The organism is Rhodococcus sp. NPDC060084 (assembly GCF_042730335.1).
Classification (GTDB): Bacteria; Actinomycetota; Actinomycetes; order Mycobacteriales; family Mycobacteriaceae; genus Rhodococcus.
Genome location: NZ_JBHWWX010000009.1, coordinates 1 through 16,069, shown reverse-complemented (window position 1 = coordinate 16,069; position 16,069 = coordinate 1). Strand labels below are relative to the sequence as shown.

The window sequence follows — 16,069 nt, the reverse complement described above, 5'->3', positions numbered from 1 at the left end:
ACAAACAGAGCGCTAATCTGTAGCACGTCGTTTACGCACCCGATCCGCGCTGGTAGCGCGAGGAACTGGAGGCCCAGTGGAGCTTCTCCTTCTGACCTCCGACCCGAACCCGGACGCGGTCCTGCCGTCGCTGGCGCTGCTGGCGCACTCGGTCCGACCGGCTCCGACGGAAGTATCGTCGCTGCTCGAGGCCAGTTCTGCCGACATAGCGGTCGTCGATGCGCGCAGCGATCTCGCGGCAGCACGAGGACTGTGTCGTCTGCTCGGCAGTACAGGGTCGGCTATCCCGGTTATCGCGGTGCTCACCGAAGGCGGCCTGGTTGCCGTGAATCCCGAGTGGGGCCTCGACGACATCCTGCTCACGACCACCGGCCCGGCCGAACTGGATGCGCGGTTGCGCCTTCTCGTCGGACGTGCAGGCGGCCTCGTCAGCGCGGAGAGTTCGGGCAAGATCACCCTCGGTGAACTGTCGATCGACGAAGGCACCTACACCGCCCGGTTGCGTGGTCGTCCCCTCGACCTGACGTACAAGGAGTTCGAACTCCTCAAGTACCTCGCCCAGCACGCCGGCCGGGTGTTCACCCGTGCACAGCTTCTGCAGGAGGTGTGGGGTTACGACTTCTTCGGTGGCACCCGCACTGTCGACGTGCACGTCCGGCGCCTGCGAGCGAAGCTCGGCCCCGAATACGAATCCCTGATCGGGACCGTCCGCAACGTCGGCTACAAGGCTGTCCGGCCGTCCTCCCGGAACAAAGCAGGGGGTATCGCCCCGGAACTCGAGGAGTCCGAGGCAGAATTCGCCGAATGAGCATTGCGTCCGAGTTCACCGGTCTTCCGTCGTCCGAACAGGCGCAGGGGGTGCGCGACGTCATCGCCCGAGCGGGCGCTGCCGACGGCACCGCGCCGGTCTCGGAGCAGGTGATCCACTCCCTCACCCGCGACAGCGACGCCAGACACCTGATCAGGACGGTCGACGACACCGTCGTCGGCTACGCGAACCTCGTACCCGCGCACGAGGACCATCCCGCCATGGCCGAAGTGGTCGTCGACCCCGCCCATCGGGGGCAGGGACTCGGCGGTGAACTGGTCGACGCCGCGCTGACGGCCGGCGGCGACGGCGCCCGGGTCTGGGCACACGGTGACCTTCCGGCAGCGCGCGCTGTGGCACACCGGCTGGGATTGACCGGCGTTCGTGAACTGCTCCAGCTCCGCCGCCCCCTCGACGTCCCCGAACTACCCGCCGTCGCGGTACCGGACTCGATCGTGCTGCGCACCTACCAGGGGCCGAACGACGACTCCGAACTGCTCCGGGTCAACGCGGCGGCTTTCGAGTGGCATCCCGAGCAAGGACGCTGGACGGACGTCGACGTCGCGGAGCGCCGCGCGGAGTCGTGGTTCGACCCCGAAGGGTTGTTCCTCGCGTTCGACGCCGCCGATCCCGATGTCCTGCTGGGGTTCCATTGGACGAAGGTGCATCCGGCCACGGACGGGGAGGAAGCCCTCGGAGAGGTGTACGTCGTCGGCATCGACCCGTCCGCGCAGGGTCGCGGCCTGGGACGGCTGCTCACACTCGCGGGGTTGCATCACCTCCGCGACCGTGGGCTCCACACCGTGTTGCTCTACGTCGAAGGTGACAACACCGCGGCGCTCAACACCTACGGCAAGCTGGGATTCGAGCGTTTCCACGTGGACGTCGCCTACGCCCGATCGTGACCGCGGCAACAGTGCCGGCGTGACCGCGGCAACAGTGCTGCCAGGTGTATCCGGTCTGTTCATCCCCCGTTCACCCGGGGTCGTCCGCCAGTCAACCGTGAGCACCTAGTTTTTTCATACGGGTCCGTTGTGGCGGCCCGGCGCAGGGATCACCCGCGCCTCGATTCCGCTGCCTTCGGTCAGCGGTCGTGAACTCCGGAGGAGTACAGGTGAACCTCAAGCGCAATGGTGCCCTGCTGGGCGCATTGGCGGTCGGTGCTCTCACGCTCACCGCGTGCGGTACCGACGACAACTCGGGTTCGATAGATGTGGATGCGTCCGCGTCCAGTGCCACCTGTGAGGGAAAACCCAACCTGTCCGCTGCCGGCTCATCCGCACAGAAGAATGCGATGGACCAGTTCGTGGCCACCTACATCGCCGTGTGCTCGCAGAAGGGCACAACGGTCAACGTCGCATACAACCCGACGGGCTCGGGTGACGGTCGCACACAGTTCACCGCCAGGCAGATCGACTTCGCCGGGTCCGATTCCGCGATCAAGGGTGAGCAGGCCGAGCAGGCTCTCGAGCGCTGCGCCGGCAACCCCGCCTGGAACCTTCCGCTGGTGTTCGGCCCGGTCGCGCTGGCATACAACCTCGACGGAGTCGACGGCCTCGTGCTCGACGCCGCGACCACCGCCAAGATCTTCAACGGCTCGATCACCACGTGGAACGATCCGGCCATCGCCGCACTCAACGAGGGTGTGGACCTGCCCGACAACGCGATCACGCCGATCGTGCGCTCCGACTCGTCGGGCACCACGGACAACTTCCAGCAGTACCTCGAGGTCGCGTCCGACGGTGCATGGACCACCGGCGCGGGATCCGACTTCACCGGTGGCACCGGTGAAGGCGCGAAGGGCTCAGCGGGCGTCGCGCAGGCAGTGAGCGGCTCCCCCGGCTCGATCACCTACGTGGAGAAGTCGTTCGCGGATCAGAACGGGCTGAGCATGGCGCGGATCGACAACGGCTCGGGCCCGGTCGAACTCACCGAGGAGTCCGCCGCCAAGGCAATCGAGGGCGCCGAGTTCGCGCCCGCGGTCGAAGGTGATCTCACGCTGGACCTGTCCTCGATCTTCGGGAGCACCGAGCCGGGCACCTACCCGCTCGTTCTCGCCACGTACGAGATCGTCTGCTCCGCCGGATACGACGCCGACACCGCTTCCGCTGTGAAGTCGTTCCTTCTCTCGGCGGCCAACGAGGGTCAGGACGGCCTCGGGGAACAGGGTTACGTGCCGCTGCCGAGCTCCTTCCAGGAGCGTCTGACCCAGTCGATCGACGCCATCGCGTCCGAATAGATCGGTGGACCGCCCGTTCCTGACGAACACGCCCAGAGAGAATATGAGCGCACATGACTGACGCGCCCACGAAAACGGCTCGTACGGAGTCGGACGACCCGGCCCGGTCAGGAACGGGCGGTCACCCTGGTACTACGGAGGCAACGATCAGCACCACACCACCCTCGGAGCGCACGCACAAGACTGTCGTGCGACCGGGCGACCGCATCTTCGGCTCGCTGGCCACCGGCTCCGCGATCCTGATCTCGGTGATCATCGGCGCGATCGCGGTGTTCCTGGTGTGGCGTGCCGTGCCCGCTCTGCAGCGCAACACCGTCAACTTCCTCACGAGCGACCAGTGGATCACGCAGGACATCGAGGACATGGCCTTCGGCGTCCTCGACCTGTTCCAGGTCACGGTGCTGGTCTCGCTCTTCGCGCTCGCCCTCGCGATGCCTGTCGCGCTCGGTATCGCGATCTTCCTGACCACCTACTGCCCGGGCCGCCTCAAGAAGCCGCTCGCCTACGTGATCGATCTTCTCGCCGCGGTCCCGTCGATCGTCTACGGCTTGTGGGGGGTGCTCGTGCTCGCGCCCTTCCTGCGCCCGATCGCCTCGTGGCTCAACACCACGTTCGGCTGGTTCCCGTTGTTCGCCACGGGCAGCGGTTCGATCGCGGGCGGTGGCACGATCTTCACCGCGGGGATCGTCCTGGCAGTGATGATCCTGCCGACGATCGCGGCGGTGAGCCGCGAGGTGTTCGTCCAGACGCCGGTCGCGCACATCGAGGCCGCGCTCGCGCTCGGAGCCACCCGCTGGGAGGTCGTCCGGACGACCATCATCCCGTTCGGCAAGTCCGGCTACGTCAGCGGATCGATGCTCGGTCTCGGCCGCGCACTCGGTGAGACGATGGCGCTCTACCTGATCCTGCGCACGACGTCCGCCGGGTTCTCGTGGTCCCTGTTCGATGGCGGCGCCACGATCGCGTCGAAGATCGCTCTCGGCTACGCCGAGTTCAACAACGATATCCAGGCAGGTGCCTACATCGCTGCCGGCCTGGTGCTCTTCGTGCTGACCTTCCTGGTCAACGCCGCGGCCCGCATGGTGGTCGCAGGAAAGAGGGACTGACCGATGTCGACGACAACCCTCGACTCGCCCGTCAAGGCACCCACCTTCCAGAAGGTGAGCACCCGCCGGCGCATCACCGACGTCGGCGCCACCGTGCTGGTGACCCTGTCGGTACTCGTCGCGCTGGTGCCGCTCGTCTGGGTGCTGGCCACGGTCGTCGCCAAGGGCCTTCCGGCCCTGATGTCGGCCACGTGGTTCACCCACTCGTTGAGCGGCCTGACCGCCTCTTCGACAGGCGGCGGCATCTATCACGCGCTGGTGGGCACCCTGCTGCAGGGACTCGTCTGCGCGATCATCTCGATACCGCTCGGCGTGTTCGTCGCGATCTACCTCGTGGAGTACGCAGGCCGGTCCAAGCTCGGGAAGATCACGACCTTCATGGTCGACATCCTCAGCGGTGTGCCGTCGATCGTCGCGGCGCTGTTCATCTACGCCCTGTGGGTGTCCACGTTCGGAATGCCCAAGTCGGGCTTCGCGGTATCCCTCGCGCTCGTGCTGCTGATGGTGCCGGTAGTGGTGCGCAGCACCGAGGAGATGCTGCGGATCGTGCCGCAGGACCTCCGCGAAGCCTCCTACGCGCTGGGTGTGCCCAAGTGGAAGACCATCGTCAGGATCGTCCTTCCCACGTCGATGGCCGGAATCATCACGGGCATCATGCTCGCCCTCGCCCGGGTCATGGGCGAAACCGCGCCGCTGCTGATCCTCGTCGGGTACGCGCCGTTCATCAATTTCGACCTGTTCGGCGGTGAGCAGGGTTCGCTCCCCGGTGTCATGGTCGCCGAAATGAACAACCCGACTGCCGCCGGTTCGCAGCGCATCTGGGGCGCCGCCCTCACACTGATTCTTGTGATCGCGGTGCTGAACGTCGCGGCCAAGGTGATCAGCCATTACTCGCAGGTCGGCTCGAGGAAGTAGCCGCCGCATGACCTTCTCTCACGACATCGATACACCAGTAGGGAGCCTGTAATGGCCAAGCGTCTGGATCTCAAGGACGTCAACATCTTCTACGGAAAGTTCCACGCCGTTGCCGACGTGACCCTTTCCGTGCCGCCGCGGAGCGTCACCGCGTTCATCGGGCCGTCGGGCTGTGGCAAGTCCACCGTTCTGCGCTCGCTCAACCGGATGCACGAGGTCACCCCCGGCGCCCGCGTCGAGGGATCCGTGCTGCTCGACGGTGAAGACATCTACGGCGCCGACGTAGATCCGGTGGGCGTGCGTAAGACCATCGGCATGGTGTTCCAGCGCCCGAACCCGTTTCCCACCATGTCCATCCGGGACAACGTGGTCGCCGGCCTGAAGTTGCAGGGCGCACGCGACAAGAAGACGCTCGACGAGGTTGCCGAGAAGTCGCTGCGCGGCGCGAACCTGTGGAACGAGGTCAAGGACCGCCTCGACAAGCCCGGCGGTGGTCTCTCCGGTGGCCAGCAGCAGCGACTGTGCATCGCGCGCGCGATCGCGGTCCAGCCCGACGTGCTGCTCATGGACGAGCCCTGCTCCGCGCTCGACCCGATCTCGACCCTCGCCATCGAGGATCTGATCGCCGAACTCAAGCAGGACTTCACGATCGTCATCGTCACCCACAACATGCAGCAGGCTGCGCGCGTGAGCGATCAGACCGCATTCTTCAACCTGGAGGCGACCGGTCGTCCGGGTCGGCTCGTCGAGATCGACGACACCGAGAAGATCTTCTCCAACCCGACCCAGAAGGCCACCGAGGACTACATCTCGGGTCGTTTCGGCTGACCCGAGACCTGGTGCGTCACACGCGAAGGCCCCGGCGGGAACATCCCGCCGGGGCCTTCACGTGTCTCGGACGAATCAGGATTCGGTGGGGTACACCGTCAGTTTGTCGACTTTGTTACCCAGTTCGCGGATGTCTTCTTCCGTGGGGAGCTTGCCGGTGACCAGGAAGATCACGCGCCGGCCGACCTCCACCGCGTGGTCCGCGAAGCGCTCGTAGAAGCGACCGAGCAGGGTGACGTCGACGGCCGCGGCGACGCCGTGCTTCCACTCCGGGTCCATGAGGACCTTGAAGAGATGGCGGTGCAGATCGTCCATCGCTTCGTCTTCGTGATGGAGACGCAACGCGCGCTCCGGGTCGCGGGTTTCGAGGATTTCGCGGGTGGCCCCGCCGAGGGCTACCGCGATGCGGCCCATCTCGGCGAAGTATCCCTTGACCTCGTCGGGAAGCACGTGGTTCGGATGACGCCGGCGGGTCGCCTTCGCGATGTGCAGGGCGAGTGCGCCCATGCGATCGATGTCGGCGACGATCTGGATACCGCTGACCACCGCTCGGAGATCGCCCGCGACCGGCCCCTGGAGGGCGAGGAGCTGGAACGCCTTCTCCTCACACACCACGGCGAGGTCGGTGATCTTGTCGTGCTCCTCGATCACCTGCTCGGCGAGGCCGAGATCGGCGGTGAGTAGGGCTTCGGTGGACCGCTCCATTGCAAGTCCGGCGAGTCCGGCCATCTCTCCGAGGAGGTCACCGAGTTCGCTCATTTGTACGTTGTAGACGACGCGCATAATGGCACACCCTACGGTGCGGAAAAGTACAGGTCACGAGCATCGGGTGAACCCCGGGTGAACGAGTGGGCAGGAGCGGCGTCACCCGCAGAGATCGTCCCCTGCGTTGGTGATCGACAGATCGGGCGGGAGTTCGATCGAATCCTTGCTGGAGGGCGCTTCGATCTTCACCGGCTCGAGCCGGCTTCCCGCAGGAGTGGGGGCGACGACCGTGCCGTCGAACCCGGTGCCGAGCACGATCTCGACGATCGAACCGAGCTGGGCGGATGCGGGTGCCTCCTGCAGCACAGCGCCCGGGAACGCCGTGGCGACGGTCATCGCCTCGGCCTCCTGGCCCGCCGCGAAGCGGATCACCGTCTTGGCGCTCGTGCCCGAGTAGTTGCCGACCTCGTAGACGGGGAAGCCGTACGCCCCGACGGTTTCGGCGATCCGGGCTGCCAGGCCGGACTCACCGGACGCGTTGGAGACCTGCACGCTCACCGCGCCCGGGTCGACCGCGATCTGAGCGGGAGCAGTCGGAGCCGGCTCCGGTGGTGGGGCACCGGCGTCGTCCTGAGGTTCCTCGCGCCGTTCACCGGGGAGGGGGAGATCGTCGATGATCGCGGTGAAGATCGACTCGATGTCGTCGAGCCGGGGGATTTCGTTCCCCCAGTCGTTCGTTCCCGCGGTGGGCACGGTCAGGAAGGTGACGGCTCCGGCGTCGACGTTCTGCAGTGAGCGGCCCAGCTTGACCAACGATTCGGTGTTGACGTTCTCGACGAACGTCGCGCTGGTGAACGCGCTGATGAACCCGTTGAGTTTGCCCGGATCGAGGAGGACCTTGTTCGACAGGGCCGAGCGCAGCAGCGACGACAGGAATTTCTGCTGCCGGGTGATCCGGCCGTAGTCGCCGTTGCCTTCGGTGAAGACGTAGCGCGCCCGGACATAATCGAGTGCCTTGTGGCCGCTCAGGGTGTGCGTGCCGGGCGAGTCCAGAATGGTGCCGAGTTCCCCGTCCTCGAGTGGCGTGGTGGTACATACCTCGACCCCGCCGACCTTGTCGACCATGGCTTCGAACCCGGCGAAGTCGATGCCGACGAAGTGGCCGATCTTCAACCCGGACATCTTCTGGATGACCTTGACCAGGCATTTCGGCCCACCGAGGGCATACGTGGCGTTGAGCTTGTCGCCGTCCGCCGCAGGGAAGGTATCCGAGCTGTAGTCGCCGGTCGAGCTGTCCCAGCCGCGGCACACCGGACGTTCCACATCGAGATCGCGGGGGAACGACACCGCGACGACACGGCTGCGGTCCGCCGGGATGTTGACGAGGATCACGGTGTCGGCGCGGGCTCCCTCCGCGTCCTCGGTGGTGCCGGCTCCGACCGCGCCGCTGGCTCCGGCACGGGTGTCGGTGCCGACGATGAGATAGGTCTCGTCGCCGGTCTGCCCGGCCGCGTCGACGATGTCGGCGGACTCCGTGTCGAGCGCCGCGATCTGCGAGAAACCCGCTTCCGTCGACTTCACGTATGTCCACACCGATCCGGTGCCGAGGAGTGCGAGGACCGAGAAGAACGCGACCGCGGACCGGGCCGCGACGCGCAGCCTGCGATCCTTCCGTCGCTTGCTCGACTCGAGGCGGGTCAGTCCGTCTGTTCCGACCTCTTTCGGTGCCGCGTGCGCCCGGACCGTCCGGGTGTGGACGGGCTCGTCGTGCAGGTCGTCGTCGACAGGGGGCTCGGCCTCGAAGTCGTCGTCGACCGGCGCGATCAACTCGGTCGGACTGTCCTCGACGGGAGGCCGGGGTGCGCGCCGGGGCGGAGGGGGGCCGGGCGGGGGAACGGCCGCACGGGGCGGCGGCACCACGGGCTGCCGCGGCGGGGCGGCGGGCGGTGGCGGGGCGACGGGCGGTGGCGAGGCGACAGGCGGCCGCGGGGGGCCGGGCTGCGGTGTTCGCACCGGTGGAGGCGGTGGTGCGGCAGGAGGTGCTGCGGTGGGTGGTACGGGGGGAGGCGATGCGGGAAGGGGCCGGCCCGCGGGCGGCGGAGGAACCGGCCGGTCGGGCGGACTCGCGGGAAGACCGTTGCGCGGATGTGCGGGAGGCAGTGAGGACGACGCCGTGACCGGGGGCGTGACCGGGGGCGTGGGCGTCGGCGTTGGGGGAGGTGACCCGTCTCGGCGCGACACCTTGTCGACGAGGTCCGCGACGGTGAGCCGCTCCGGGTCGCCGGCGTCCGCGGCGCGGCGGTTCCGGCCGGAATCACGGCGGCTTGCCGCGTGGTCACCCTCGGAGTGCGCCTCCGCGGAATGCGCACCTCTGGAACGGGCATCCTCCGAATGAGCGCCACCGGCACGCGCACCGTCGGCCGGGATGTCGGCGCGGCGGGCACGACTGCGGCGGCGATGCCCGGACGGAGCCTCACGGAAGGTGGGGTCGGCTATCGGACGTTCCCAAGGAGCGCGATTGTCGGGCAGGCCCGAGTCGTGCCCTTCGTCCACCGGTGCCTTGCCTCTCCGCGGGTCGACCGCATTCGCGCGCACCGCCCGCATAGGGGGCGGTGCGCAATGATCCCGTCATGATACTGACCGTCTGTTACCGAAGCGGTACACGCGGCCGGTGACGGACCCCTCATGTGGACGCGCACACGACGGGAAGGGTAAGGACTCCTACCCGCCCGAGTGCATGATGTCGGCACCTACCGGGACGCAGGTGTCCTCCGGATCGTCGAGCCAGCCCTCGGGCAGTGCGACGCTGCTCGGTGAACCCTGACGCCCACGGGGGCCCTCCGCATCCGCGGGAAACGGCACGTCGGCGTCGAGTTTTCCGAGCAGATCATCGAGTTCGGCGAGCGAAGACACCCGCGCGAGACCGCTGCGGACTTCGGACCCGGCGGGGAAGCCGCGCAGGTACCACGCGATGTGCTTGCGGAGTTCGCGAGTGCCGCGGTCTTCGCCGTGATGGTCGGCGAGCAGCTCGGCGTGGCGCCGCATGATCTGCGTCACTTCTCCCAGGGACGGAGGAGTGGGGATCTCCTGGCCGTTGAGCGCGGCGCTGAGTTCTGCGAAGAGCCACGGGCGGCCCAGGCAGCCGCGACCGACGACCACGCCGTCGCACCCGGTCTGGGTCATCATCTTCTCCGCATCCCCCGCGTCGAAGATGTCGCCGTTGCCGAGAACCGGGACGGTGGTGACGTGCTCTTTGAGCCGGGCGATCTCGTTCCAGTCCGCAGCGCCCGAGTACCGCTGCGCGGCGGTCCGGGCGTGCAGTGCCACAGCCGCCGCGCCCTCGTCGGCGGCGATGCGCCCGGCGTCGAGGTGGGTGTGGTGCTCGTCGTCGATGCCGACCCGGAACTTCACCGTCACCGGGATATCGGTGCCCTCGGTGGCCCGCACCGCAGCGGCCACGATCTGCCCGAACAGTCGGCGCTTGTACGGAAGGGCAGACCCGCCGCCCTTCCGGGTGACCTTGGGCACCGGGCAGCCGAAGTTCATGTCGATGTGATCGGCCATGTTCTCGTCGACGATCATCTTCGCCGCCGCGTACGTGGTGTCGGGATCGACGGTGTACAGCTGGAGTGAACGCGGGGTTTCGGTGGGGCCGAACGTCGTCATGTGCATGGTGACGGGATGTCGCTCGACCAGAGCGCGGGCGGTGACCATCTCGCACACGTAGAGCCCGGAGGTGCTTCCGGCTCGTTCGAGTTCGAGTTCGCGGCACAGAGTGCGAAATGCGACGTTCGTCACTCCCGCCATCGGCGCCAGCACGACCGGGCTGTTCAGTTCGAGCGAGCCGATGCGAAGGGGTGACATAAAGAACCTCTGAAAGCGTTGTGTTTCAACAAGACTGCGAACTCCCGCGGTACCTCGCCGGGGAGACGACTGTGCCCGGTACCGAGAGCGGTACCGGGCACAGGATAACCGTTTACCGACGTAGGCCCCGAATCTGCCGGGACGAACCTCGGTCCGGGGTCAGGACAGGGCGCCCGCGCGTTCCAGTTTGGCTGCTTCGCGTGCGAGCGACCGGTCGCGCATGTCCTCGAACTTCACGGCCTGGCGCTCGAGTTCTTCGAGGTAGGTCCCCAGTTCGTCGATGAGCTGGGCGCCACCGGCTCCGAAATCGCGTTCGAAGATCCGCCACTTGCGCAGCACCGGCATCACCACGTCGTCGAGGTGCTGACGCAGGTCGTAGATGCCGTGCTTCGCCATGAGCACTCCGTTGCGGCGGAAATTGGGCATCCCCGCTCCGGGCATCTCGAAGGTGCGGAGAACGTGAACGATCGCCTCCAGTGCCTGCACGGGCGCGACGTCGAGCGCGGCGTCGCAGATGTTGCGGTAGAAGATCATGTGCAGGTTCTCGTCGGCGGCGATCCGCTGCAGCATCTTGTCGGCCACGGAGTCGTTGCAGGCCAGACCTGTGTTGCGGTGCGACACGCGCGTCGCGAGTTCCTGGAACGTCACGTACGCGACCGAATGGAGCATTCCCGTCTCGTTCGGGGAACCGAAGCCGTTGGTCATGTGCTCCATGCGCGCATTCTCGAGTGCCACCGGGTCGACACCGCGGGTGACGACGAGGTAGTCGCGCATCACGATGCCGTGGCGGTTCTCCTCGGCGGTCCAGCGGCCCACCCAGGTACCCCACGCGCCGTCCCGGGAGAACGCCTCCGCGATCTCGCGGTGGTACGAGGGCAGGTTGTCCTCGGTGAGGAGATTGGTGATCATCGCCGCCTTGGCGACCTCGCCGAGCTGTGACTGCTCGGGCTCCCAGTCGACTCCGCCCATCGCAGCGAAGTTGCGTCCTTCGTCCCACGGGACGTAGTCGTGAGGATGCCAGTCCTTCGCCATCGACAGGTGACGGTCGACGTTCGCTTCGGCAACGGGCTCCAGCTCGCGTAGCAACTCCAACTGTGTCAGGACTCGCGTCATACCTTCGTACCCTCCGTGTGGTGTCGCATGAACTCTGTCAGCCTACGGAACCGTAGGTAAATGTCGTACTGCGCTGTCACGCGGTACAACATGCTGCCGTGATCAGGTCTTATCCGTGTCCCCGATCACAATCGTTCGCCGGTCACCGTACAGGCCGGATCCGGTCTACGGCCGGAGGCCGCCCCCGACACGGCGGGGCAGCGGTCGAAACGGGCGACGACGCCGACAGGGCGCCGGCGTCGTCGTCGGTGTCCCGGCTCAGCGCTTGCCGCCGCCGAGAAGACCACCGAGAATCCCGCCGAGACCGCCGCCGGAGTTGCCCCCGAGCACGCTGCCGAGAACGTCCCCGATGCCGCCGCCACCCGCACCGGAACGACCGGCCGCGCCTTCGAGCAGACCTCCGAGGATGTCGCCGATCCCACCGCTCGGCCGAGCGTCGCCGGCCGTGGTGGCGCCGTTGCCGGTGATCTGCTTTGCGAGGTAGGAGAGCACGATGGGCGCGAGGATCGGGAGAAGCTTGGCAATCAGGTCGTTCCCGCCGGATCCGTTGACCGCACCCAGGGTGCTGATCACCTGTTCCTTCTTCTCCCCGAACACGTTGGAGACGATCTTGCTGCCGTCTGCGGCGTCGACCTCGTCCACGTTCACCCCGCCGTCGAGAACACCCGAACCGGAGTGTTCGTCGAGTGCCGACATCAGCGAGGCCGCTCCCTCCGGATCGCGTGCATTGGCACCGAGTCCACCGACGAGCGTGGGCAGCGCCGCACGCACCGCGGTCTCCGCGGTCTGCCGGTCGACGCCGAGGCGCTCGGCCACACGGTCGAGGGGGATCTGGGAGAGGAGTTCGTCGAGACTTGCCATGAGCACCTGCCTGGTCATGGGCGTCCCGTCGCGGCCGCCCGTGCGGCCGAGATTAGCGACTGCCGCCGTTCGGAACCGCACCGCAGGAGAGAGCCGGGCGGGGCTCGTCCGGCAGGCGACCTGTCAATCGAACGAGTCGGCGCCACCGGGGGGTCGACGAAGCGCGACCAGGCAGCACAGCAACGCCACGAGGATGCCGCTCAGCAACAACACCGTGCCGTTCTGGTTGGTGAGCGCGGTCCGGCGGTTCTCCTGCACGTAGTCACCGTGCGCGGAGAAGATCTGCGCCCAGAACGCGACTGCCGTGACGATCCCCAGAAGCGTTCCGACCCATCCGGTGATCACGGAGTCGAACAAGGCCGCGAGGAGGAGCAGGACGGCCGCGACAGCCAGTGGCACCGCGAGAGATTCGTGGAGGGGCAAGCCGGGCGAAGCGATGCCGGCGAGATCCGCGCTCGCGAACCCGTCACGCAATCCCGACAACGGGATCTGGGTGGGGCGTACACCTCCGACGACGGGCAGCACCGCCCCGATACCCAGTGCGACTGCGGCCAGAAACAGGCCCAGGTCCACGAAACTGCGCATGTTCCCCCCTGAAACGAAAACGAACCGAGACAATTCGTTTTGCGGACTCACCGTATCCAAAGAAGCGTTCGGTCACCGGATAGAAACGCAGGCGGACCGATTCACGTTCGACGACTCGGACCGGTCCGTAGGCTGAGGCGCGTCTACCGAGGACCCAGGGAGGGCCGCACGATGTCGGACGCAAGTATTCGGTCGGAGGAGACACGGCAGGGTTTGCCTCCGTGGGCGAAGAAGACGCTCGTCGTCGTCGTCACGCTGGCCGTGCTCGTCATTGCGTATTTCGTGCTCGCCGCATTCGTCCCGAGATGGTGGGCGCAACGGATCGCCGGCCTCGCGGAGGGTGGATTCGCCCGCGGCATTCTGTGGGGGCTGTCTTTCGGTCTTCTCTGTACCGCGATCCCGCTCATCCTGTTCGCCTGCATCTGGCAGGTCCGACGATGGAAGCACCACCGGGTTCTACAGATCCTGCTCGCCGTGGCGGCGCTGGTCATCGCGCTCCCCAACCTCATGACCCTGAGCATCGTGCTCGGTGGCAGCAACGCCGCACACGCCGGTGAGCGGATCCTCGATGTCGATGCGCCGGGGTTCCGGGGCGCGTCACTGGTGGGCGCGATCGTCGGGGCCCTGGCGTGCGTGATCTTTTTCGTCGCCGTCAACCGCTACCGCAAGCGGGGGCGCGACCTCAACCGCGTGCGCGAGAATCTCGAGCGGCAGCGGCTCGAGGAAAAGCGTGAAGAAGAGCGGCGCCGGGCTGCCCAGGAACTGGGGACCGGCCCGGACGACGTACCCCCGGGCGCTCACCGATCCGGGAGTTGATCGCCCCGTATCCGATCAGCCTGCCGAGTTCTTCGCGGCGGACGCGATGCTCAGCATGTTCACGTTGAGAAGGCTCTCGTCGAGCGCACACGGGAGCAGGGTCGTGTCGACGGTGCCGACGCATTCCTTGGCGGTGTACTCGCCGTACTTCTCGTCCCAGTGGTCGATGCTGCCGAGCATGTCGTTCTTCGACGCACCGTCGGGGAGTCGTTCGACGTCCGCGCGTAGCGAGGCGAGGCTCTCGGAGCGCTCCCGGTTGCAGTCCACAGCGGACGACGTCGCATCGCTGAGGCACGAGATGTTCGCCAGCGTGTCGCTGTGCTGTGCGCGGATGTAGTTCCAGTCGACCTCGGACCCGGCACCGGCGGGGGACCCGGACTCTGCTGTGTTGCCCCCTCCTCCGCATGCGGCAAGGAGTACCAGAGCAGGTGCGAGCGCGAGAGCGCGAATTCTCATGTCTCGTTGATCCGTTTCGTCGTGATTTTTGTTACGGGCACGCTGTTCCGGCTCCGGGCGCCACGAAAAACGAAACGACCCGGCGTTCGGAAACGAACGCCGGGTCGCGCGTGGTGCCCCCAGTAGGGCTCGAACCTACGACCTGCGGATTAAAAGTCCGTAGCTCTACCAACTGAGCTATAGGGGCGTGGGCGCACAATGTAACCACATCGAGCGTCTCGATGGTATCGGACGCTCGGCTCCGGTTTCGACACCCTCCCGTGGTGCGCGGGACCCGGTGAAAGCAGAACGGCTCGGGTGCTCACCCCCTGCTTCGCACCCGAGCCGGAAAAAGAATACCACCCGGTGTGTTCTCGGGCGCAGTGCCGGAAAGCCGTCCCGGGCCGTCCCGCGAGAACGGGTGCTCCCGCTCCGGCTACCTGCCCCCCCTGACGTGCCGGAGCAGTCTAAAGTTGACTGAAGGGGGGAATTGACCGGTACTCGGAAGGCTGTATTCCCCATGCCACTTCAGCAGGAGCGTGCCCGGCGTACTCGGGCCGCGATCGTCGAATCGGCGGCCGCCGAATTCGCCAAGAGGGGATTTGCCGCGGCGTCGATCAATCTGATCCTCGAGCACTCGGGCGCCACCAAGGGCGCGATGTACTTCCACTTCAAGTCGAAGGAAGACCTTGCGCGCGCGGTACTCGAGGAGGGGCTCGACCATTACCGCGCCATCGTCGACAGGTGGGTCGGCTTTTCCGAGCTCGATCCCTTCGAGCGGCTCCACGGGATGATCTGCGATTTGGGAGAGGCGCTCCACAACGATGTCATCATCGCGGCTGAGTTCCGTCTCGTCATCGACCCGGAGTTCGCCGACGAGGCGGAGTTGCGCGGAACCTCCGTGTGGGGGCATGCCGGCTACCGGCTGGCGGAGGAGGCCGAGAAACTCGGGCTGTTCCGGCCGGGCGTGGATCTGCGGCGGTTCGTCGGCGCCGTCGGTTCGTCGCTCGCCGGCCAGCGCTATCTCGCCGACCTCGCCGCGCCGGGTGTGGATGTGCGCTCACGGTTCGAGAGCTGCCTCGAGATTCCCCTGGAAGCGACAGCGTCCGAGGACTGGCTCGCGCGGTGGCGCGAGCGTGGCTGGCCGAGTGCCCGTCCGAACACCGAATAGTGGCGTGACCTGGCGATTTGTGATTCTCGAATGCCGTGGCATAAGCTGTCCAAGCTCCCAACGGAAACGCCAAACCCGTTGAGGGTGCGGTTCGGAGAGATCCGATCGGGCCCCCTTCGTCTAGCGGCCTAGGACGCCGCCCTTTCAAGGCGGTAGCGCGGGTTCGAATCCCGTAGGGGGTACGCTTCGATTCTGTCGAAGTGTGCAGTACTTTGGTGAAAGAACTGAATATGTATGGCCCTGTGGCGCAGTTGGTTAGCGCGCCGCCCTGTCACGGCGGAGGTCGCGGGTTCGAGTCCCGTCAGGGTCGCTCAACGCAAGCGATTGGCATTCGGTTCGGGTGCCGTCCGGCCAGGTAGCTCAGTTGGTACGAGCGTCCGCCTGAAAAGCGGAAGGTCGCCGGTTCGATCCCGGCCCTGGCCACAGAGGTTGTCCGGCAGACAACCGCTCAATTACATATCGAGGACCCACCGCGTGCGGTGGGTCCTGCTATGGGAACCCCGTTGGCGTTCTTTCATGGCCCTGTAGCGCAGTTGGTTAGCGCGCCGCCCTGTCACGGCGGAGGTCGCGGGTTCGAGTCCCGTCAGGGTCGCATCAGGCGAAGGCCCGGTATCTACGGATAC

15 protein-coding genes and 5 tRNA genes are annotated in these 16,069 nt (G+C 66.7%); 12 read left to right on the top strand and 8 right to left on the bottom strand.

All coding sequences use genetic code 11. The annotated features are described in order from the left end of the window. Positions 1 to 76 precede the first annotated feature (76 nt). From ACFWBU_RS07535 to pstB, 6 genes are all read left to right on the top strand, one after another. Positions 77 to 808, top strand: coding sequence for a winged-helix domain-containing protein (locus ACFWBU_RS07535; RefSeq protein WP_378527944.1), 732 nt, complete (start codon positions 77 to 79; stop codon positions 806 to 808). After that, entirely contained in the window at positions 805 to 1,713 is a 909-nt protein-coding gene (gene mshD, locus ACFWBU_RS07530) for a mycothiol synthase (RefSeq protein ID WP_378527943.1), read from the top strand. Before ACFWBU_RS07535 ends, mshD begins: the two co-directional genes overlap by 4 nt. 209 nt (positions 1,714 to 1,922) lie before the next feature. Continuing rightward, positions 1,923 to 3,047 (top strand): phosphate ABC transporter substrate-binding protein PstS, encoded by a 1,125-nt coding sequence (gene pstS, locus ACFWBU_RS07525; RefSeq protein WP_378527942.1) that lies wholly within the window; start codon positions 1,923 to 1,925, stop codon positions 3,045 to 3,047. 53 nt (positions 3,048 to 3,100) lie between these two features. Beyond that, the gene (gene pstC / locus ACFWBU_RS07520; RefSeq protein WP_169651946.1) at positions 3,101 to 4,153 is read left to right on the top strand and encodes a phosphate ABC transporter permease subunit PstC; all 1,053 of its coding nucleotides are present in this window, start codon (positions 3,101 to 3,103) and stop codon (positions 4,151 to 4,153) included. Between the two features lie 3 nt (positions 4,154 to 4,156). Then, a complete protein-coding gene (gene pstA / locus ACFWBU_RS07515) occupies positions 4,157 to 5,068 on the top strand; it encodes a phosphate ABC transporter permease PstA (protein ID WP_169621269.1) in 912 nt (303 codons plus the stop codon). A 51-nt stretch (positions 5,069 to 5,119) separates the two neighbouring features. Next, a complete protein-coding gene (gene pstB / locus ACFWBU_RS07510; protein WP_169621268.1) occupies positions 5,120 to 5,896 on the top strand; it encodes a phosphate ABC transporter ATP-binding protein PstB in 777 nt (258 codons plus the stop codon). Between the two features lie 75 nt (positions 5,897 to 5,971). Here pstB and phoU read toward each other — a convergent pair whose 3' ends face one another. The 6 genes from phoU to ACFWBU_RS07480 all read right to left on the bottom strand — a co-directional run bounded on the left by phoU (position 5,972) and on the right by ACFWBU_RS07480 (position 13,024). Continuing rightward, entirely contained in the window at positions 5,972 to 6,679 is a 708-nt protein-coding gene (gene phoU / locus ACFWBU_RS07505; RefSeq protein ID WP_169621267.1) for a phosphate signaling complex protein PhoU, read from the bottom strand. A gap of 81 nt (positions 6,680 to 6,760) precedes the next feature. Then, on the bottom strand, positions 6,761 to 8,614 hold the full coding sequence (locus ACFWBU_RS07500) for an LCP family protein (RefSeq protein ID WP_378527941.1): 1,854 nt from the start codon (positions 8,612 to 8,614) through the stop codon (positions 6,761 to 6,763). Between the two features lie 708 nt (positions 8,615 to 9,322). Beyond that, complete coding sequence (gene dusB, locus ACFWBU_RS07495) at positions 9,323 to 10,465, bottom strand: tRNA dihydrouridine synthase DusB (protein ID WP_169621265.1); 1,143 nt, start codon at positions 10,463 to 10,465, stop codon at positions 9,323 to 9,325. A 159-nt stretch (positions 10,466 to 10,624) separates the two neighbouring features. Further along, complete coding sequence (locus ACFWBU_RS07490; RefSeq protein ID WP_169621264.1) at positions 10,625 to 11,578, bottom strand: acyl-ACP desaturase; 954 nt, start codon at positions 11,576 to 11,578, stop codon at positions 10,625 to 10,627. 258 nt (positions 11,579 to 11,836) lie between these two features. Continuing rightward, a complete protein-coding gene (locus ACFWBU_RS07485; protein ID WP_169621415.1) occupies positions 11,837 to 12,439 on the bottom strand; it encodes a DUF937 domain-containing protein in 603 nt (200 codons plus the stop codon). A 123-nt stretch (positions 12,440 to 12,562) separates the two neighbouring features. Then, positions 12,563 to 13,024 carry a hypothetical protein gene (locus ACFWBU_RS07480; RefSeq protein ID WP_169621263.1) on the bottom strand — a complete coding sequence of 154 codons (462 nt, stop codon included), beginning with the start codon at positions 13,022 to 13,024 and terminating at the stop codon, positions 12,563 to 12,565. 171 nt (positions 13,025 to 13,195) lie between these two features. Here ACFWBU_RS07480 and ACFWBU_RS07475 point away from each other — a divergent pair, with 171 nt between their 5' ends. Next, complete coding sequence (locus ACFWBU_RS07475; RefSeq protein WP_169621262.1) at positions 13,196 to 13,840, top strand: hypothetical protein; 645 nt, start codon at positions 13,196 to 13,198, stop codon at positions 13,838 to 13,840. A 15-nt stretch (positions 13,841 to 13,855) separates the two neighbouring features. Here the strand turns inward: ACFWBU_RS07475 and ACFWBU_RS07470 are convergent, their stop codons facing one another. Both ACFWBU_RS07470 and ACFWBU_RS07465 read right to left on the bottom strand, forming a co-directional pair. Continuing rightward, positions 13,856 to 14,296 (bottom strand): hypothetical protein, encoded by a 441-nt coding sequence (locus tag ACFWBU_RS07470; RefSeq protein WP_169621091.1) that lies wholly within the window; start codon positions 14,294 to 14,296, stop codon positions 13,856 to 13,858. Between the two features lie 111 nt (positions 14,297 to 14,407). After that, a tRNA-Lys gene (locus ACFWBU_RS07465) sits at positions 14,408 to 14,483 on the bottom strand. Between the two features lie 312 nt (positions 14,484 to 14,795). On the opposite strand from ACFWBU_RS07465, the gene ACFWBU_RS07460 reads away from it, so the two are divergent. From ACFWBU_RS07460 to ACFWBU_RS07440, 5 genes are all read left to right on the top strand, one after another. After that, entirely contained in the window at positions 14,796 to 15,446 is a 651-nt protein-coding gene (locus ACFWBU_RS07460; protein ID WP_378527940.1) for a TetR family transcriptional regulator, read from the top strand. Positions 15,447 to 15,555: 109 nt separating this feature from the next. Further along, positions 15,556 to 15,628: transfer RNA gene (locus tag ACFWBU_RS07455), tRNA-Glu, on the top strand. A 54-nt stretch (positions 15,629 to 15,682) separates the two neighbouring features. Beyond that, positions 15,683 to 15,756 (top strand) — tRNA-Asp (locus ACFWBU_RS07450). 39 nt (positions 15,757 to 15,795) lie between these two features. After that, a tRNA-Phe gene (locus tag ACFWBU_RS07445) sits at positions 15,796 to 15,869 on the top strand. Between the two features lie 95 nt (positions 15,870 to 15,964). Beyond that, positions 15,965 to 16,038 (top strand) — tRNA-Asp (locus ACFWBU_RS07440). Positions 16,039 to 16,069 lie beyond the last annotated feature (31 nt).

What these genes read in the sequence shown, in the direction of transcription:
- mshD (WP_378527943.1), top strand. Translation starts at nt 805, where the DNA reads ATGAGCATTGCGTCCGAGTTCACCGGTCTTCCGTCGTCCGAACAGGCG.
- pstC (WP_169651946.1), top strand. Translation starts at nt 3,101, where the DNA reads ATGACTGACGCGCCCACGAAAACGGCTCGTACGGAGTCGGACGACCCG.
- pstA (WP_169621269.1), top strand. Translation starts at nt 4,157, where the DNA reads ATGTCGACGACAACCCTCGACTCGCCCGTCAAGGCACCCACCTTCCAG.
- pstB (WP_169621268.1), top strand. Translation starts at nt 5,120, where the DNA reads ATGGCCAAGCGTCTGGATCTCAAGGACGTCAACATCTTCTACGGAAAG.
- phoU (WP_169621267.1), bottom strand. Translation starts at nt 6,679, where the DNA reads ATGCGCGTCGTCTACAACGTACAAATGAGCGAACTCGGTGACCTCCTC.
- dusB (WP_169621265.1), bottom strand. Translation starts at nt 10,465, where the DNA reads ATGTCACCCCTTCGCATCGGCTCGCTCGAACTGAACAGCCCGGTCGTG.
- ACFWBU_RS07490 (WP_169621264.1), bottom strand. Translation starts at nt 11,578, where the DNA reads ATGACGCGAGTCCTGACACAGTTGGAGTTGCTACGCGAGCTGGAGCCC.
- ACFWBU_RS07485 (WP_169621415.1), bottom strand. Translation starts at nt 12,439, where the DNA reads ATGGCAAGTCTCGACGAACTCCTCTCCCAGATCCCCCTCGACCGTGTG.
- ACFWBU_RS07480 (WP_169621263.1), bottom strand. Translation starts at nt 13,024, where the DNA reads ATGCGCAGTTTCGTGGACCTGGGCCTGTTTCTGGCCGCAGTCGCACTG.
- ACFWBU_RS07475 (WP_169621262.1), top strand. Translation starts at nt 13,196, where the DNA reads ATGTCGGACGCAAGTATTCGGTCGGAGGAGACACGGCAGGGTTTGCCT.
- ACFWBU_RS07470 (WP_169621091.1), bottom strand. Translation starts at nt 14,296, where the DNA reads ATGAGAATTCGCGCTCTCGCGCTCGCACCTGCTCTGGTACTCCTTGCC.
- ACFWBU_RS07460 (WP_378527940.1), top strand. Translation starts at nt 14,796, where the DNA reads ATGCCACTTCAGCAGGAGCGTGCCCGGCGTACTCGGGCCGCGATCGTC.